Annotated in this window: 10 protein-coding genes; 3 read left to right on the forward strand and 7 right to left on the reverse strand. The window is 68.8% G+C overall.

Going from position 1 to position 13903, the window contains the following annotated elements:
* Window positions 1–97: 97 nt before the first annotated feature.
* From GV001_RS05380 to ftsH, 3 genes are all read left to right on the forward strand, one after another.
* Window positions 98–673 carry a YceI family protein gene (locus tag GV001_RS05380; protein WP_160078616.1) on the forward strand — a complete coding sequence of 192 codons (576 nt, stop codon included), beginning with the start codon at window positions 98–100 and terminating at the stop codon, window positions 671–673.
* Entirely contained in the window at window positions 670–1827 is a 1158-nt protein-coding gene (locus GV001_RS05385; RefSeq protein WP_160078617.1) for a phosphatidylserine/phosphatidylglycerophosphate/cardiolipin synthase family protein, read from the forward strand. Before GV001_RS05380 ends, GV001_RS05385 begins: the two co-directional genes overlap by 4 nt.
* Before the next feature lie 92 nt (window positions 1828–1919).
* Window positions 1920–3734, forward strand: coding sequence for an ATP-dependent zinc metalloprotease FtsH (gene ftsH / locus GV001_RS05390; RefSeq protein WP_160078618.1), 1815 nt, complete (start codon window positions 1920–1922; stop codon window positions 3732–3734).
* A gap of 81 nt (window positions 3735–3815) precedes the next feature.
* Here the strand turns inward: ftsH and GV001_RS05395 are convergent, their stop codons facing one another.
* The 7 genes from GV001_RS05395 to GV001_RS05425 form a co-directional block, all read right to left on the reverse strand.
* On the reverse strand, window positions 3816–4433 hold the full coding sequence (locus GV001_RS05395) for a hemolysin III family protein (RefSeq protein WP_160078619.1): 618 nt from the start codon (window positions 4431–4433) through the stop codon (window positions 3816–3818).
* 103 nt (window positions 4434–4536) lie between these two features.
* A complete protein-coding gene (locus GV001_RS05400; RefSeq protein WP_160078620.1) occupies window positions 4537–7110 on the reverse strand; it encodes an EAL domain-containing protein in 2574 nt (857 codons plus the stop codon).
* 76 nt (window positions 7111–7186) lie between these two features.
* Window positions 7187–8053 carry an MBL fold metallo-hydrolase gene (locus tag GV001_RS05405; RefSeq protein WP_160078621.1) on the reverse strand — a complete coding sequence of 289 codons (867 nt, stop codon included), beginning with the start codon at window positions 8051–8053 and terminating at the stop codon, window positions 7187–7189.
* Window positions 8054–8212: 159 nt separating this feature from the next.
* Entirely contained in the window at window positions 8213–9985 is a 1773-nt protein-coding gene (locus GV001_RS05410) for an acyl-CoA dehydrogenase C-terminal domain-containing protein (protein WP_160078622.1), read from the reverse strand.
* Between the two features lie 123 nt (window positions 9986–10108).
* On the reverse strand, window positions 10109–11788 hold the full coding sequence (locus GV001_RS05415) for a cation acetate symporter (RefSeq protein ID WP_256664869.1): 1680 nt from the start codon (window positions 11786–11788) through the stop codon (window positions 10109–10111).
* Window positions 11785–12111, reverse strand: coding sequence for a DUF485 domain-containing protein (locus GV001_RS05420; protein ID WP_160078623.1), 327 nt, complete (start codon window positions 12109–12111; stop codon window positions 11785–11787). Before GV001_RS05420 ends, GV001_RS05415 begins: the two co-directional genes overlap by 4 nt.
* 120 nt (window positions 12112–12231) lie before the next feature.
* The gene (locus GV001_RS05425) at window positions 12232–13854 is read right to left on the reverse strand and encodes an acyl-CoA synthetase (RefSeq protein ID WP_160078624.1); all 1623 of its coding nucleotides are present in this window, start codon (window positions 13852–13854) and stop codon (window positions 12232–12234) included.
* Window positions 13855–13903: the final 49 nt, after the last annotated feature.

A 13903-nucleotide genomic window follows, 5' to 3' on the forward strand; every position in this document is an offset into this window, starting at 1 on the left:
GCGCTGGCGCCCGGCATGGGCGCAAAGCCGCACACGGGTTTGCAAGGGCGGTGCGGCCGGCTATCGTTGCGCTCAAATCGCCACGCCAAGTCAGCCCATGCCCAAGTTCTACGCTGTTCTGCTCGCCACCTGCCTGGCCCTGCCGGCGCATGCCGACTGGTACCTGGACAACGAGTCCTCGCGCCTGTCGTTCATCTCCACCAAGGCCGGCAATCTCTCCGAAGTGCACCGCTTCCTCACCCTGCACGGCAAGGTCGACGGCCAGGGCGCGGCGCGCCTGCGCATCGAGCTGGACTCGGTGAGTACCGGCATCCCGCTGCGCGACGAGCGCCTGCGCAGCCTGCTGTTCGACGTCGGCTCATTCCCCGAGGCCAAGGTCATGGCCCAGCTCGACCTGGGCCTGATCACCGACCTGGCGCCGGGCGCCCAGCTCGAACTGCGCCTGCCGGTCCAGGTGGAGATCCGCGGGCGCAAGCACGGCTACATGGCTGAGCTGCTGGCCACCCGCCTGGACGACCGGCGCTTCCAGGTGGTGACCCTGGCGCCGCTGGTCCTGCATGCCGACGAGTTCGGCCTGGGCGAGGGCGTCGAGGCCTTGCGCCAGGCGGCCCGGCTCTCGACCATCAGCCTGTCGGTGCCGGTCGGCGCCGTGATGATCTTCACCGCGCGATGACGGGCACCATCTTTCCCTGGAAAGCCGGCAACCGCTTCAACCTGCTGGTCGATGGACCGGCCTTCTTTCCCGCCATGCTCGCCGCCATCGCCGGCGCCCGCCAGCGCGTGGTGCTGGAACTGTACCTGGCCGAGGACGGGCGCTGCAGCGAGGCCCTGGTCGCCGCGCTGGCGGCGGCGGCGCAGCGCGGCGTGGCGGTGCACTGCCTGTTCGACGATTTCGGCTGCCTGGGCCTGGGCGCCGCGCTGCGCCAGCGCCTGGGCGCGGCCGGCGTGCAGCTGCGCCTGTACAACCCGCTGCGCTGGCGCCGCGGGGTGCGCAACCTGTACCGCGACCACCGCAAGATCCTGGTGGTGGACGAGGCCTGCGCCTTCGTCGGCGGCACCGGCGCCACCGATGCCTTCTGGAACCCGCAGGCCGCCGAGAGTGCCTGGCACGAGGTGATGGTGCGCATCGAGGGGCCGCTGGTGGCGCACTGGCTGTTCCTGTTCGACTACCAGTGGCAGGCCTGTGCCGGCCAGCTGCCCTGGCGGCCGGTGCCCAGCGCCGGGCTCAGCCACCTGCCGCCCAGCCCGGCGGTGGGCCAGGGCATGGGCCGGGTGGCCTACGCCAACGCCCGCCAGCACCTGGACATCGTCCACTCGCTGTTGCGCAACGTGAACCGGGCCAAGCGCCAGGTGTGGCTGGCCACCCCGTATTTCCTGCCCAGCTGGAGAGTGCGCCGCACCCTGATCAAGGCGGCCCAGCGCGGCGTGGAGGTGCGCCTGCTGCTCACCGGGCGCAACACCGACCACCCGCCGATCCGCTACGCCGGCCAGCGCTACTACCCCAAGCTGCTCAAGGCCGGCGTGCGCATCTACGAATACCAGCCGCGCTTCCTGCACCTGAAGATGGTGCGCATCGACGACTGGGTCAGCGTCGGTTCCTGCAACTTCGACCACTGGAACCTGCGCTTCAACCTCGACGCCAACCTCGAGGCCCTCGACCCGCAGTTCAGCGCCGAGGTGGCCGACTGCTTCGTCGCCGACTTCGCCGCCAGCCGCGAGATCAGCCTCGACGACTGGCAGAGCCAGCCCTGGAGCAGCCGTCTGCGCCAGCGCCTGTGGGGCTGGCTGGATCGCCTGGTGGTCAACCTGCTGGACCGCCGCCGCTAAGCCGCCGCCTGCGCAATGCGCGGCGTTGGCTATGGTGAAGGGAGGGCCGGCGCCGCGGCCCCCGACCGTCGGTTTGCGCACGAGGACACTCCATGAGGGAGCAGGCACCGTTTCACATCAGCTACTGGGTCATAGCCGTGCTGGTGTTCATGGCTATCCAGTACCTGCTGGCCCTGCAGCAGCCGGTGGCGCAGATCAGCTACAGCGAGTTCGAGCAATACCTGCGCGAGGAGCGCATCGCCGAGCTGGCGATTTCCGAGCGGCGCATCGAGGGCCTGCTCAAGGAGCCGCGCGCCGATGGCAGCCAGCGCTTCGTCGCCAACCGCATCGACCCGGCCCTGGCCGAGCACCTGCAGCAGTACCCGGTGCGCTATGCCGGCAAGATCGAGAGCACCCTGCTGCGCGACCTGCTGTCGTGGATCCTGCCGGCCGTGATGTTCTTCGGCATCTGGCTGTTCCTGCTCAAGCGCATGGGCGGCGGCATCGGCGGCGGCATGCTGCAGATCGGCAAGAGCCGCGCGCGGGTCTACGTCGAGACCGAGATGAAGGTGACCTTCGCCGATGTCGCCGGGGTCGACGAGGCCAAGGCCGAGCTCAAGGAGATCGTCGACTTCCTCAAGGACCCGCAGGCCTACGGCCGCCTCGGCGGACGCATGCCGCGCGGGATCCTCCTGGTCGGCCCGCCCGGCACCGGCAAGACCCTGCTGGCCAAGGCGGTGGCGGGCGAGGCGCAGGTGCCGTTCTTCTCCATTTCCGGCTCGGAGTTCGTCGAGCTGTTCGTCGGCGTCGGCGCGGCGCGCGTGCGCGACCTGTTCGAGCAGGCGCGCAGCAAGGCGCCGGCGATCATCTTCATCGACGAGCTGGACGCCCTCGGCCGTGCCCGCGGCATCGGCCCGCTGGGCGGCGGCCATGACGAGAAGGAGCAGACCCTCAACCAGCTGCTGGCCGAACTGGACGGCTTCGATACCTCCAGCGGCCTGGTCCTGCTGGCGGCCACCAACCGCCCGGAGATCCTCGACCCGGCGCTGCTGCGCGCCGGGCGCTTCGACCGCCAGGTACTGGTCGACCGCCCGGACAAGCTCGGCCGCGTGCAGATCCTCGGCGTGCACTTGAAGAAGGCGCACCTGGGCCGCGATGTCGACCCGCAGGAAGTCGCCGCGCTGACCCCGGGCTTCACCGGCGCCGACCTGGCCAACCTGGTCAACGAGGCGACCCTGCTGGCCACCCGGCGCAATGCCGAGGCGGTGGACATGCAGGACTTCACCGCGGCCATCGAGCGCATCGTCGCCGGCCTGGAGAAGCGCAACCGCCTGCTCAACCCGCGCGAGCGCGAGGTGGTGGCCTACCACGAGATGGGCCACGCCCTGGTGGCCATGGCGCTGCCCGGCTCGGACCCGGTGCACAAGGTGTCGATCATCCCGCGCGGCATGGGCGCGCTGGGCTACACCATCCAGCGGCCGATCGAGGACCGCTTCCTGATGAGCCGCCCGGAGCTGGAAAACAAGATGGCCGTGCTGCTCGGCGGGCGCGCCGCCGAGTGGCTGGTGTTCGCCCAGCTCTCCACCGGCGCGGCGGACGACCTGGCCAAGGTCACCGACATTGCCCGCGCCATGGTCACCCGCTACGGCATGAGCGAGCGCCTCGGCCACATGACCCTGGAGCGCGACCCGCACACCTTCCTCGGCGAGGGCCTGCCGGGCTGGAAGCCCCAACACGACTATGCCGAGAGCACTGCCACGGCGATCGACGAGGAAGTCCAGGCGCTGATCGGCGCCGCCTTTGCCCGCAGCCTGGCCCTGCTGCAGGAGCGCCGCGCGCTGCTCGAACGCTGCGCCCAGCGCCTGCTGGCCGAGGAAACCCTGGATGCCCAGGCCCTGCAGGCCCTGTGCGAGGTGCCGGCGAGCTAGGCCCGTAGCGGCTCTCGTAGGGGGCGCCGTGCGCACCCCCCGCACGGGTCTACGGTGCGCACGGCGCACCCGCAGTCTTTGTCAGAGCACGTAGCGCAGGATCGCCACGTAGTGCAGCAGGCTGCCGGCCATGACGAACAGGTGCCAGATGCCGTGCCAGTGGCGGAAGCGGCTGTCGAAGGCGAAGAAGATGATGCCCACCGTGTACAGCACGCCGCCGCTGGCCAGCCAGATGAAGCCGTCGCGACCGAGGGCAGCCAGCAGCGGCTCGATGGCCACCAGCACGATCCAGCCCATCACCGCGTAGATCACCAGCGACAGCACGCGGGCCTCGGAACGCGGCTTGATCTCCTGCAGCATGCCGATCAGGCCCAGGCCCCAGACGATGCCGAACAGGCTCCAGCCCCAGGCACCGCGCAGGGTGACCAGGCAGAACGGCGTGTAGCTGCCGGCGATCAGCAGGTAGATGGACAGGTGGTCGAGCTTGCGCATCACCAGCTTGGCCCGTCCGCGCAGGCTGTGGTACAGGGTGGAGATGCTGTACAGCAGGACCAGGGCCAGGCCGTAGACGGCCACGCTGACGATCTTCCACGGGTCGCCGTCGAGGCCGGCCACCACCAGCAGCCAGATGGCGCCGATACAGGCCAGCAGGGCGCCGATCAGGTGCGTCCAGGCGTTGAAACGTTCCCCGTGGTACATGGTGCGAACCTCTGCGTGGCGTGACGGTGAAGCGGCTGCGGGGGCAGCCGGGCGTCACTATAAGGGTTTGCAGTGTACAGGTGTACTCTGGAATGCGGGCCGGTTACTCGGTCAGCTCCAGGCGGGTCGGGCGGGGCCAGCCACGCAGTTGCTCGGCCGGGCCGGGTTTGGCGAACAGGTAGCCCTGGTACAGCGAGCAGCCGATCTGCAGCAGGGCATCGCGCTGTTCTGCGGTTTCCACGCCCTCGGCGAGTACCTGCAGGTCCAGGCTCTGCGCCAGGGCGACGATGGCGCGCACGATGGAGGCGTCGTTGGGGTCGCTGAGCAGGTCGCGGACGAAGCAGCGGTCGATCTTCAGGCGCGTCAGCGGCAGGCGCTTGAGGTAGCCGAGCGAGGAGTAGCCGGTGCCGAAGTCGTCCAGCGAAAAGCGCACGCCATGGGCCTGCAGTTGCAGCATGCGCTGGATCATTTCCTCGATGTCGCTGGCCAGGTGGCTTTCGGTCAGCTCCAGCTCCAGGCGCGCCGGGTTGGCCCCGGTCTGCTTGAGTATCGCCAGCACATCGCTGACGAAGTCCGCATGGTGCAGCTGCCGCGCGCTGACGTTGACCGCCAGGGGCAGCTCGGCCAGCTCGGCGTCACGGCTCCAGGCCACCAGCTGTTCGCAGGCCGCCTGGAGGATCCAGCGACCCAGCGGCAGGATCAGGTCGGTGCTCTCGGCCAGCGGGATGAATTCGCCGGGCGGGATCAGCCCATGCTGCGGATGCTGCCAGCGCACCAGGGCTTCGGCGCCGATCAGCCGACCCAGGTGGTCGACCTGGGGCTGGTAGTGCAGCAGGAAGTGACGCTCGCCGATGCTGTGGCGCAGATCGGTTTCCAGGCGGATGCGGGCCAGGGCGGCAGTCTGCATCTGCGGGTTGAAGAAGCGCACGACATTGCGCCCGGCCGATTTGGCCTCGTACATGGCCAGGTCGGCGCGCTTGAGCAGTTCCTCGACCGTGCTGTGGGCATCGGAAAACAGTGCCACACCGATGCTGGCGGTGCTGCTGTGCTCATGGCCGTTGAGGTCGTAGGGCTCGGCCAGGCTGCCGAGCAGCTTGTTGGCGACGGTTTCGATCTCGACCAGGGCCTTGGCCGGGGTGCTGGACAGGCGTTCGAGCATCAGCACGAATTCGTCACCGCCCAGGCGCGCCAGGGTGTCTTCGTCGCGGCTCTGGCTGCGCAGGCGCAGGGCCACCTGCTGCAGGAGCTGGTCGCCCGTGGCATGCCCGAGGGTGTCGTTGAGGCTCTTGAAGTTGTCCAGGTCGATGAACAGCAGCGCGCCTTGCTGGCCGCTGCGGGCGTGGTGGGCGAGGGCATGCTGCAGGCGGTCCTGCAGCAGGCGGCGGTTGGGCAGCCCGGTCAGCGGGTCGAAGAAGGCCAGCTGGTGGATCTGTTCGAGGTTCTTCTTGTGCTCGGTGATATCGGTGGAAATGCCGCACAGGGCATAGATGGTGCCATCCGGGCGACGCAGCGGCAGCTTGACCGTCAGGTAGGCATGCTCGCCGTTGTCGGCGAGGTTGCGGTTGACCTCTTCGATCTGCACCCGCTCGCCCTGCTGCAGCACGCGCAGGTCATTGCGTCGCAGGTTGTCCACGGTGTTGGCGTCGAAGAAGGCGCTGTCGCTCTGGCCCAGCACTTCTTCGCGCGAGCGGCCGAACAGTTCGCAGACCTTGCGGTTGGCGTACTGGTAGCGCAGCTGGGGGTCCTTGATGTAGATGAAGGCCTCGACACTGTCGAGGATGGTGTTCAGGCGCAGCTCGCTGGCACTCAGGTGGCGGGTCTGCTCCGCCACCCGGCGCCGCAGCAGCAGCGCGCCGCCCAGGGCGAGGAGGAACAGCGCAGTGAGCGTGGCCAGGCCCCACCATAAACTGGTGGGGACCCGCAGTTGCGGGGGCTTGCCGCCCCAGCGCTGGATGATCTGGTAGTAGAGGGAGTCGGGCTGCTCCTGCCACTCCTTGAGGTGGCGGTCGATGGCTGCCAGCAGCGGGGCGTGGCGGTCCTTGCCGGTGGCGTAAAACAGTCGGGCCGGCTGGAACATGATCGGGGTACTGCTCAGGCCGTACTGGTCGGCGTGGTAATCGCCGAAGCGCTGGTTGGCCACGGCCGCGTCGGCTTCTCCGCTGCTGACCAGCTCGAAGCCCTGGGCCAGGCTCTGCACGGGCAGCAGCTGGGCCTGCAGGCCGAAGCTGAGCAGCAGTGCCTTGAGGTGCTCTTCCTGCACCGAACCGGCCAGCACGGCAATGCGCCGGTCGTTGAGGTCGAGCAGCGAGTTCAGGCGCAGCTCCTGCTGGCTGTAGATCTGCGACCAGCTGAACAGCGCCGGCAACTGGTGGAAGTCCAGGTAACGGGCACGCTCTTCGTTCCAGGCCGTATCCGGCAACAGGTCGATGCGCCCGTCGCGGGTCAGTTCCAGGCATTGCTGCCATTCGCAGGGCACCGCCTGCAGCGTCCAGCCTTCGCGCTGGGCGATTTCGCGCAGCAGTTCGCCGAAGATGCCGGACAGCTGGTTGTCGTTGTCCAGCAGCAGTTTCGGTTCGTTGGCGTAGACACCTACGCGCAGAGGCTGGTGCTCCGCCAGACTGGGCGGAGCCAGGGCGGCGGCACACAACAGCAGGGCGGGCCAGAGGCGCAGTGGCATGGGCAGGTGGTCTTCGATCCGGTGCAGATAGTTGCAACCTTAGGTGAAAACCCTGCGTTTGGCTTGCGCTGCTGAGCTATCCGGCCAGTTGGCGCAGTGCCGGGTGGGTCTCGCACAGGCCGTAGCGCTGGCTGTCGTCGCGCACCACGCGGCCCATGGCGATCCGCGGGTCGTGGGTGAACACCAGGCGCCCGCCGCGGGCCAGCAGGCTGTCGAGCAGGCGCTCCTTTTCCTCGATCAAACCTTCGGGGAAGCGGTCGTAGCCCATGGTCAGCGGCAGGTGCACCCAGGGCGCGCCGGGCACCAGGTCGCCGGCGAACACCACCGGGCCGTCGGCCATGGCCACTTCCGGCAGCAGCTGACCGGGGGTATGGCCGTCGCTCCAGTGCAGGTGCCAGTCGGCGCCCAGCAGCGGCGACAGGCCTTGCTGGTCGAGCAGCTGCAGGCGCCCGCTGGCTTCCAGCAGGTCGAGCAGTTCGGGGATGAACGAGGCGCGGTCGCGCGGGTGCGGGTTGCGCGCGCGCTGCCACTGGCGCCGCCCGGTGAGGTACTGCGCGTTGGGGAACAGCAGGCGCGCCGGTTGGCCGTCCTGCCAGGCGGCGAGCAGGCCGCCGGCATGGTCGAAGTGCAGGTGGGTGAGCAGCACGATGTCGATATCGGCATCGCTCAGGCCGACCTCGGCCAGGCTGTCGAGCAGCACGTGGCGGTCTTCCTGCACGCCGAAGCGCTGCTTCAGCTCGGGGCTGAAGAAGGCGCCGATGCCGGTCTCGATCAGGATGTTGCGGCCCGGTTCCTGGACCAGCAGGGCGCGGCAGCCGAGGTCGATGCGGTTCTGCTCGTCGGCCGGCATCCAGCGTTGCCAGAGGGCCTTGGGCGCATTGCCGAACATGGCGCCGCCATCGAGTTTCTGGCTGTTGCCGCGCAGGGTGGTGAGGGTTCGCATGGGCAGTGGCCTCCGTGGCTGGGGTGCCGCGCGGCGACACCGCGCTGGCGAAATAAAAAAGCGCGACGCCTCGGTGGGGGACGCCGCGCAAACACGCTCAATCGTACTGGCCGCCTGCAGGGGCGCTTGCCGCCACTCCTGCAGGGGCCGGGGTGCCGCTCAGAACTGCTCGGCGCCAAGGCCGAACAGCGCGGCGCTGCCGGCGCGGATGCTGGCTTCCAGGCCCAGAGTGCGCGGCAGCAGGTGGCTGAAGTAGAAGTCCGCAGTGGCCAGCTTGCCGGCATAGAAGGCCTCGTCGGCGCTGCGCTGCTGCGCGGCGACCCGGGCCATGCGCGACCACAGCCAGGCGTAGGTGGTGTAGCCGAACAGCTGCAGGTACTCCACCGCGGCGCCGCCGACCGCGTGCGGATTGCCCTGGGCCTGCTCCAGCAGCCAGGTGCTGACGTCTTCCAGGCGCTCGACCGCGGCCAGCAGCTGGCTGCGGTAGGGCGTGTCGGGCGCGGCGGCATAGCCGCGGATCTCGCCGGTGAACTGGCGCAGGGCGGCGCCGCCACCCGCCACCACCTTGCGCCCGAGCAGGTCGAGGGCCTGGATGCCGTTGGTGCCTTCGTAGATCTGCGCGATGCGCACGTCGCGCACCAGCTGCTCCTGGCCCCATTCGCGGATGTAGCCGTGACCGCCGAACACCTGCTGGCCGTGCACGCAGCTGTCCAGCCCGCTGTCGGTGAAGAACGCCTTGGCCACCGGGGTGAGCAGGGCGACCAGGGCTTCGGCGCTGCGCTGCTCGTCGGCATCGACGGCGAACTTGGCCAGGTCGAGCTGCTGGCCGACGTAGCTGGCGAAGGCGCGGCCGCCTTCGGTCATGGCCTTCATGGTCAGCAGCATGCGGCGCACGTCGGCATGCACGATGATCGGGTCGGCGGCCTTGTCCTGGGCCTGCGGGCCGCTCGCCGAGCGGCTCTGCAGGCGCTCGCGGGCGTAGCTCACGGCATTCTGGTAGGACGCCTCGGCGCAGCCGATGCCCTGGATGCCGATGGACAGGCGCTCGTAGTTCATCATGGTGAACATCGCCGCCAGGCCCTTGTTGGCCTCGCCGATCAGCCAGCCGGTGGCGCCGTCGAAGTTCATCACGCAGGTGGCCGAGGCCTTGATGCCCATCTTGTGCTCGATCGAGCCGCAGGACACGGCGTTGCGTTCGCCCAGTGAGCCATCGGCACCCACCATCAGCTTGGGCACCAGGAACAGCGAGATGCCCTTGGGCCCGGCCGGGGCGTCCGGCAGCTTGGCCAGCACCAGGTGGATGATGTTCTCGGTCAGGTCCTGTTCGCCGCCGGTGATGAAGATCTTGCTGCCGCTGATCCGGTAGCTGCCGTCGGCCTGGGGTTCGGCGCGGGTGCGGATCAGGCCCAGGTCGGTGCCGGCATGGGCTTCGGTCAGGCACATGGAGCCGGCCCAGCGGCCTTCGTACATCGGCGGCAGGTAGGTGTTCTTCAGCGCTTCGCTGGCATGGGCGTCGATGGCCAGGCAGGCGCCGGAGGAGAGCGCCGAGTACAGGGCGAAGCTGGAGCCGGCGGCATAGAGCATTTCCTCGAACTGCACGGCGAGCATCTTGGGCATGCCCATGCCGCCGTAGGCCGGGTTGCCGGACAGGCCGACCCAGCCGCCTTGGATGTAGGTGGCGTAGGCCTCCTTGAACCCCGCCGGGGTGGTGACCGCGCCCTGGTTCCACTGCGCGCCTTCCTCGTCGCCGCTGCGGTTGAGCGGGGCGATCAGCGTGCCGGTGACCTTGGCCGCTTCCTCGAGGATGGCGTCGGCGGTCTGCGCGTCCACCGTCTCGGCCAGGGCCGGCAGGCGGGCCCACAGGGCGGGGGCGTCGAACACTTCGTGGAGGACGAAACGCAGGTCACGCAGGGGGGCGTTGAATTCGGCCATCGGGCACCTCAATCGGGCGCCGGGGCGAGCCCCGGCGAGTGGTGGAAGAAAAAAGGGCCGTTGCAGGCAACGGCCCGGAGGGTCAGGCGGACACCGAGTCACCGCCTGACGGCGTCACAGGTTTCAATGGCTGGAGGCCGCGGCGGCGCCCAGGCCGGTCTGCGCACGGACGAACTGGTCGTCGAAGGCGGCGCGCTCACGCACCGCACGGGCGCTGCGGTCCAGCTTGGAGACTACGACTATGACCAGGAAGGCCAGCGGCATGGAGAACAGCGCCGGGTGGTCGTAGGGGAAGATCGCCTGGGCATGGCCGAGCACGGTGACCCACACGGCCGGCGAGAGGATCACCAGCAGCAGCGCGCTGATCAGGCCGACGAAGCCGCCGAGCAGGGCGCCACGGGTGGTCAGGCCCTTCCAGTACATGGCCATGATCAGCACCGGGAAGTTGGTCGAGGCGGCCACGCCGAAGGTCAGGCCGACCAGGAAGGCCACGTTCATCTTCTCGAACAGGATGCCCAGCAGGATGGCGACGATGCCCAGGCCGACGGTGGCGATGCGGGTCACGCGCATCTCGTCCTTCTCGCTGGCCGTGCCCTTCTTCAGCACGGTGGCGTACAGGTCGTGGGAGATCGCCGAGGCGCCGGCCAGGGCCAGGCCGGAGACCACCGCGAGGATGGTGGCGAAGGCCACGGCGGAGAGGAAGCCGAGGAACAGGTTGCCGCCCACGGCCTTGGCCAGGTGCATGGCGACCATGTTGCCGCCGCCGATCAGCGCGCCCTTGGTGTCGCCGCCGACGAAGAACTGCGGGTCCTTGCCGACGATGACGATGGCGGCGAAGCCCAGCACCATCACCACCAGGAAGAAGAAGCCGATGAAGCCGGTGGCGTAGAACACCGACTTGCGCGCTTCCTTGGCGTTGGGCACGGTGAAGAAACGCATCAGGATATGCGGCAGGCCGGCGATGCCGAACACCAGGCCGAGGGACATCGAGGCGGCGTTGATCGGGTCGGCGAGCATGCTGCCCGGGCCCATGATGGCGATGCCGATGGCGTGCGCGTCGACCGCCTGGCTGGCCAGGGTGTCCAGGCTGAAGCCGAACTCGGCCAGGGCCAGGCCGGCCAGGGTGGTGCCGCCGGCGAGCAGCAGCACGGCCTTGATGATCTGCACCCAGGTGGTGGCGATCATGCCGCCGAAGATCACGTAGACCAGCATCAGCGCGCCGACCACCATCACCGCGGTGGAGTAGTCGAGGCCGAACAGCAGCTTGATCAACTGGCCGGCGCCGACCATCTGCACCACCAGGTAGCAGCACACCACGGTCAGCGAGCCGAAGGCGGCGAAGGTGCGGATCTGCGTCTGGTCGAGGCGGTAGGAGACGATGTCGGCGAAGGTGTACTTGCCCAGGTTGCGCAGGCGCTCGGCCATCAGGAAGGTGATCAGCGGCCAGCCGACGAAGAACGCCACGGTGTAGACGAAACCGTCATAGCCCTTGGCGAACACCAGGCTGGAGAGGCCGAGCAGGGTGGCGGCGGACATGTAGTCGCCGGCGATCGCCAGGCCGTTCTGGAAGCCGCTGATGCCGCCGCCGGCGGTGTAGAAGTCGGAGGTCGACTTGGTCTGCCGCGCGGCCCACCAAGTGATCATCAGGGTGCCGAGGACGAAGACGAAGAACATGCCGATGGCGTGCAGGTTCATCGGCTGTTTTTCCGCGACTATGGTCGGCGCGGCGAAGGCGTCGAAGGGCGCCAGGGCGATCGCCAGGGCCGCCCAGGCCAGGCTCCAGTGCAGGTTGCGCAGGTTCATTTCAGTTCCTCCAGCAGTTGCGCGCCGAGGGCGTCGAATTTGCTGTTGGCGCTACGCACGTACCAGCCGGTGAGCAGCCAGGACAGCACGATGATCGCCGCCGCCACCGGGATGCCGAAGGTCAGCTGGCGCCCTTCGCCGAGCGGGGCGTGCAGCCACTGCGGGGCGAAGGCGACGACCAGCATGAACAGGTAGTAGGCACCGAGCACGCTGGCGCTCAGGCCCCAGGCCAGGCGCGAACGGCTGCGCACCAGCTGCTGGAATTTCGGGTTGGCGCGGATGCGCTCGCAACTCTGTGCATGACTCAAGTCAGCGGGGGACATGGTGGGGCTCCTTGTTTTTGTTGTGGCCGGATGGCCCCGCGCGGCGTTTGCCGGCCGCAGGGCGCCCTGGCGACAGGCGCGGGCCTGTCACCGGGGTGATGCTCGGGAGTCGGTGTGTGCTTACAGGGCCTTGGCCATGTCGCGCAGGACGAACTTCTGGATCTTGCCGGTGCTGGTCTTCGGCAGCTGGGTGAAGACCACGGTGCGCGGCACCTTGAAGCCGGCCAGGTGCTCGCGGCAGAAGGCGATGATGTCCGCCTCGCGCACGGCCTGGTGGTCGGCCTTGAGGGTGATGAAGGCGCACGGCGTCTCGCCCCACTTCTCGTCCGGACGGGCCACCACGGCGGCTTCCAGGACGCCGGGGTGGCGGTACAGCACGCCCTCGACCTCGATGGTGGAGATGTTCTCGCCGCCGGAGATGATGATGTCCTTGAGCCGGTCGCGGATCTCCACGTAGCCGTCCGGGTGGCACACGGCCAGGTCGCCGGTGTGGAACCAGCCGCCCTCGAAGGCCTCGGCGGTGGCGCTGGGGTTCTTCAGGTAGCCCTTCATCACGGTGTTGCCGCGCATGAAGATTTCGCCGATGGTCTCGCCGTCGCGCGGGGTCGGTTCCAGGGTCTTCGGGTCGGCCACCATCACCCCTTCCAGGGTCGGGTAGCGCACGCCCTGGCGCGCCTTGATCACGGCGCGCTCGTCCAGCGGCAGCTCATCCCACTCGGCATGCCAGGCGCACAGGGTGACCGGGCCGTAGACTTCGGTGAGGCCGTAGACGTGGGTGACGTGGATGCCCATTTCCTCGACCGCGCCGATCACCTTGGCGGGCGGCGCGGCGCCGGCGACCATGGCCTTGACCGGGTGATCGATGGCCGCCTTGGCCTCGGCCGGCATGTTGACCAGGGCGTTGAGCACGATCGGCGCGCCGCACAGGTGGCTGACCTGCTCGTCGCGGATCAGGGTGAGGATCTTCGCCGGGTCGACCCGGCGCAGGAACACGTGCACGCCGGCCAGGGCGGTGATGGTCCAGGGGTAGCACCAGCCGTTGCAGTGGAACATCGGCAGGGTCCACAGGTACACCGGGTGGTTGCCCATGGCCCAGGTCATCTGGTTGCCCAGCGCGTTCAGGTAGGCGCCGCGGTGGTGGTAGACCACGCCCTTGGGGTTGCCGGTGGTGCCGGAGGTGTAGTTGAGGCTGATCGCCTGCCACTCGTCGTCCGGCCACTGCCAGGCGAACTCGGGGTCGCCCTCGGCGAGGAAGGCCTCGTAGTCGAGGCTGCTGACGGCCTGGCCTTCGCCGTACTCCGGGTCATCCACGTCGATCACCAGCGGCGGGTGGTCGAGCATGCCGACGGCGGCATGGATCACGTCATGGAACTCGCGGTCGGTGATCAGCACCTTGGCTTCGCCGTGCTGCAGCATGAAGGCGATGGCTTCGGCATCCAGGCGCACGTTGAGGGTGTTGAGCACGGCGCCGATCATCGGCACGCCGAAATGCGCTTCGAGCATCTGCGGGATGTTCGGCAGCATCACCGCCACCGTGTCGCCCTTGCCGATGCCGCGGCCGGCCAGGGCCGAGGCCAGGCGCCGGCAGCGCGCATAGGTCTGCGCCCAGGTGCGGCGGATCGAGCCGTGGACCACGGCCGGGTAGTGCGGGTAAACGCTGGCCGTGCGCTCGATGAAGCTGAGCGGGCTGAGGGCGATGTGGTTCACGGCGGCAGGGGCAAGACCCTGTTCAAAGATCGACATGCTAGGCACCCGGTGGCTGATTGTTAGCTCTGATGCTGCCCTGGCTCAC

This window comes from Pseudomonas sp. 8AS, from assembly GCF_902506505.1.
GTDB lineage: Bacteria > Pseudomonadota > Gammaproteobacteria > Pseudomonadales > Pseudomonadaceae > Aquipseudomonas.

Coding starts and splice junctions, on each gene's coding strand:
- ftsH (WP_160078618.1), top strand. CDS start 1,920: ATGAGGGAGCAGGCACCGTTTCACATCAGCTACTGGGTCATAGCCGTG.
- GV001_RS05400 (WP_160078620.1), bottom strand. CDS start 7,110: ATGCCACTGCGCCTCTGGCCCGCCCTGCTGTTGTGTGCCGCCGCCCTG.
- GV001_RS05405 (WP_160078621.1), bottom strand. CDS start 8,053: ATGCGAACCCTCACCACCCTGCGCGGCAACAGCCAGAAACTCGATGGC.
- GV001_RS05380 (WP_160078616.1), top strand. CDS start 98: ATGCCCAAGTTCTACGCTGTTCTGCTCGCCACCTGCCTGGCCCTGCCG.
- GV001_RS05420 (WP_160078623.1), bottom strand. CDS start 12,111: ATGTCCCCCGCTGACTTGAGTCATGCACAGAGTTGCGAGCGCATCCGC.
- GV001_RS05410 (WP_160078622.1), bottom strand. CDS start 9,985: ATGGCCGAATTCAACGCCCCCCTGCGTGACCTGCGTTTCGTCCTCCAC.
- GV001_RS05415 (WP_256664869.1), bottom strand. CDS start 11,788: ATGAACCTGCGCAACCTGCACTGGAGCCTGGCCTGGGCGGCCCTGGCG.
- GV001_RS05385 (WP_160078617.1), top strand. CDS start 670: ATGACGGGCACCATCTTTCCCTGGAAAGCCGGCAACCGCTTCAACCTG.
- GV001_RS05395 (WP_160078619.1), bottom strand. CDS start 4,433: ATGTACCACGGGGAACGTTTCAACGCCTGGACGCACCTGATCGGCGCC.
- GV001_RS05425 (WP_160078624.1), bottom strand. CDS start 13,854: ATGTCGATCTTTGAACAGGGTCTTGCCCCTGCCGCCGTGAACCACATC.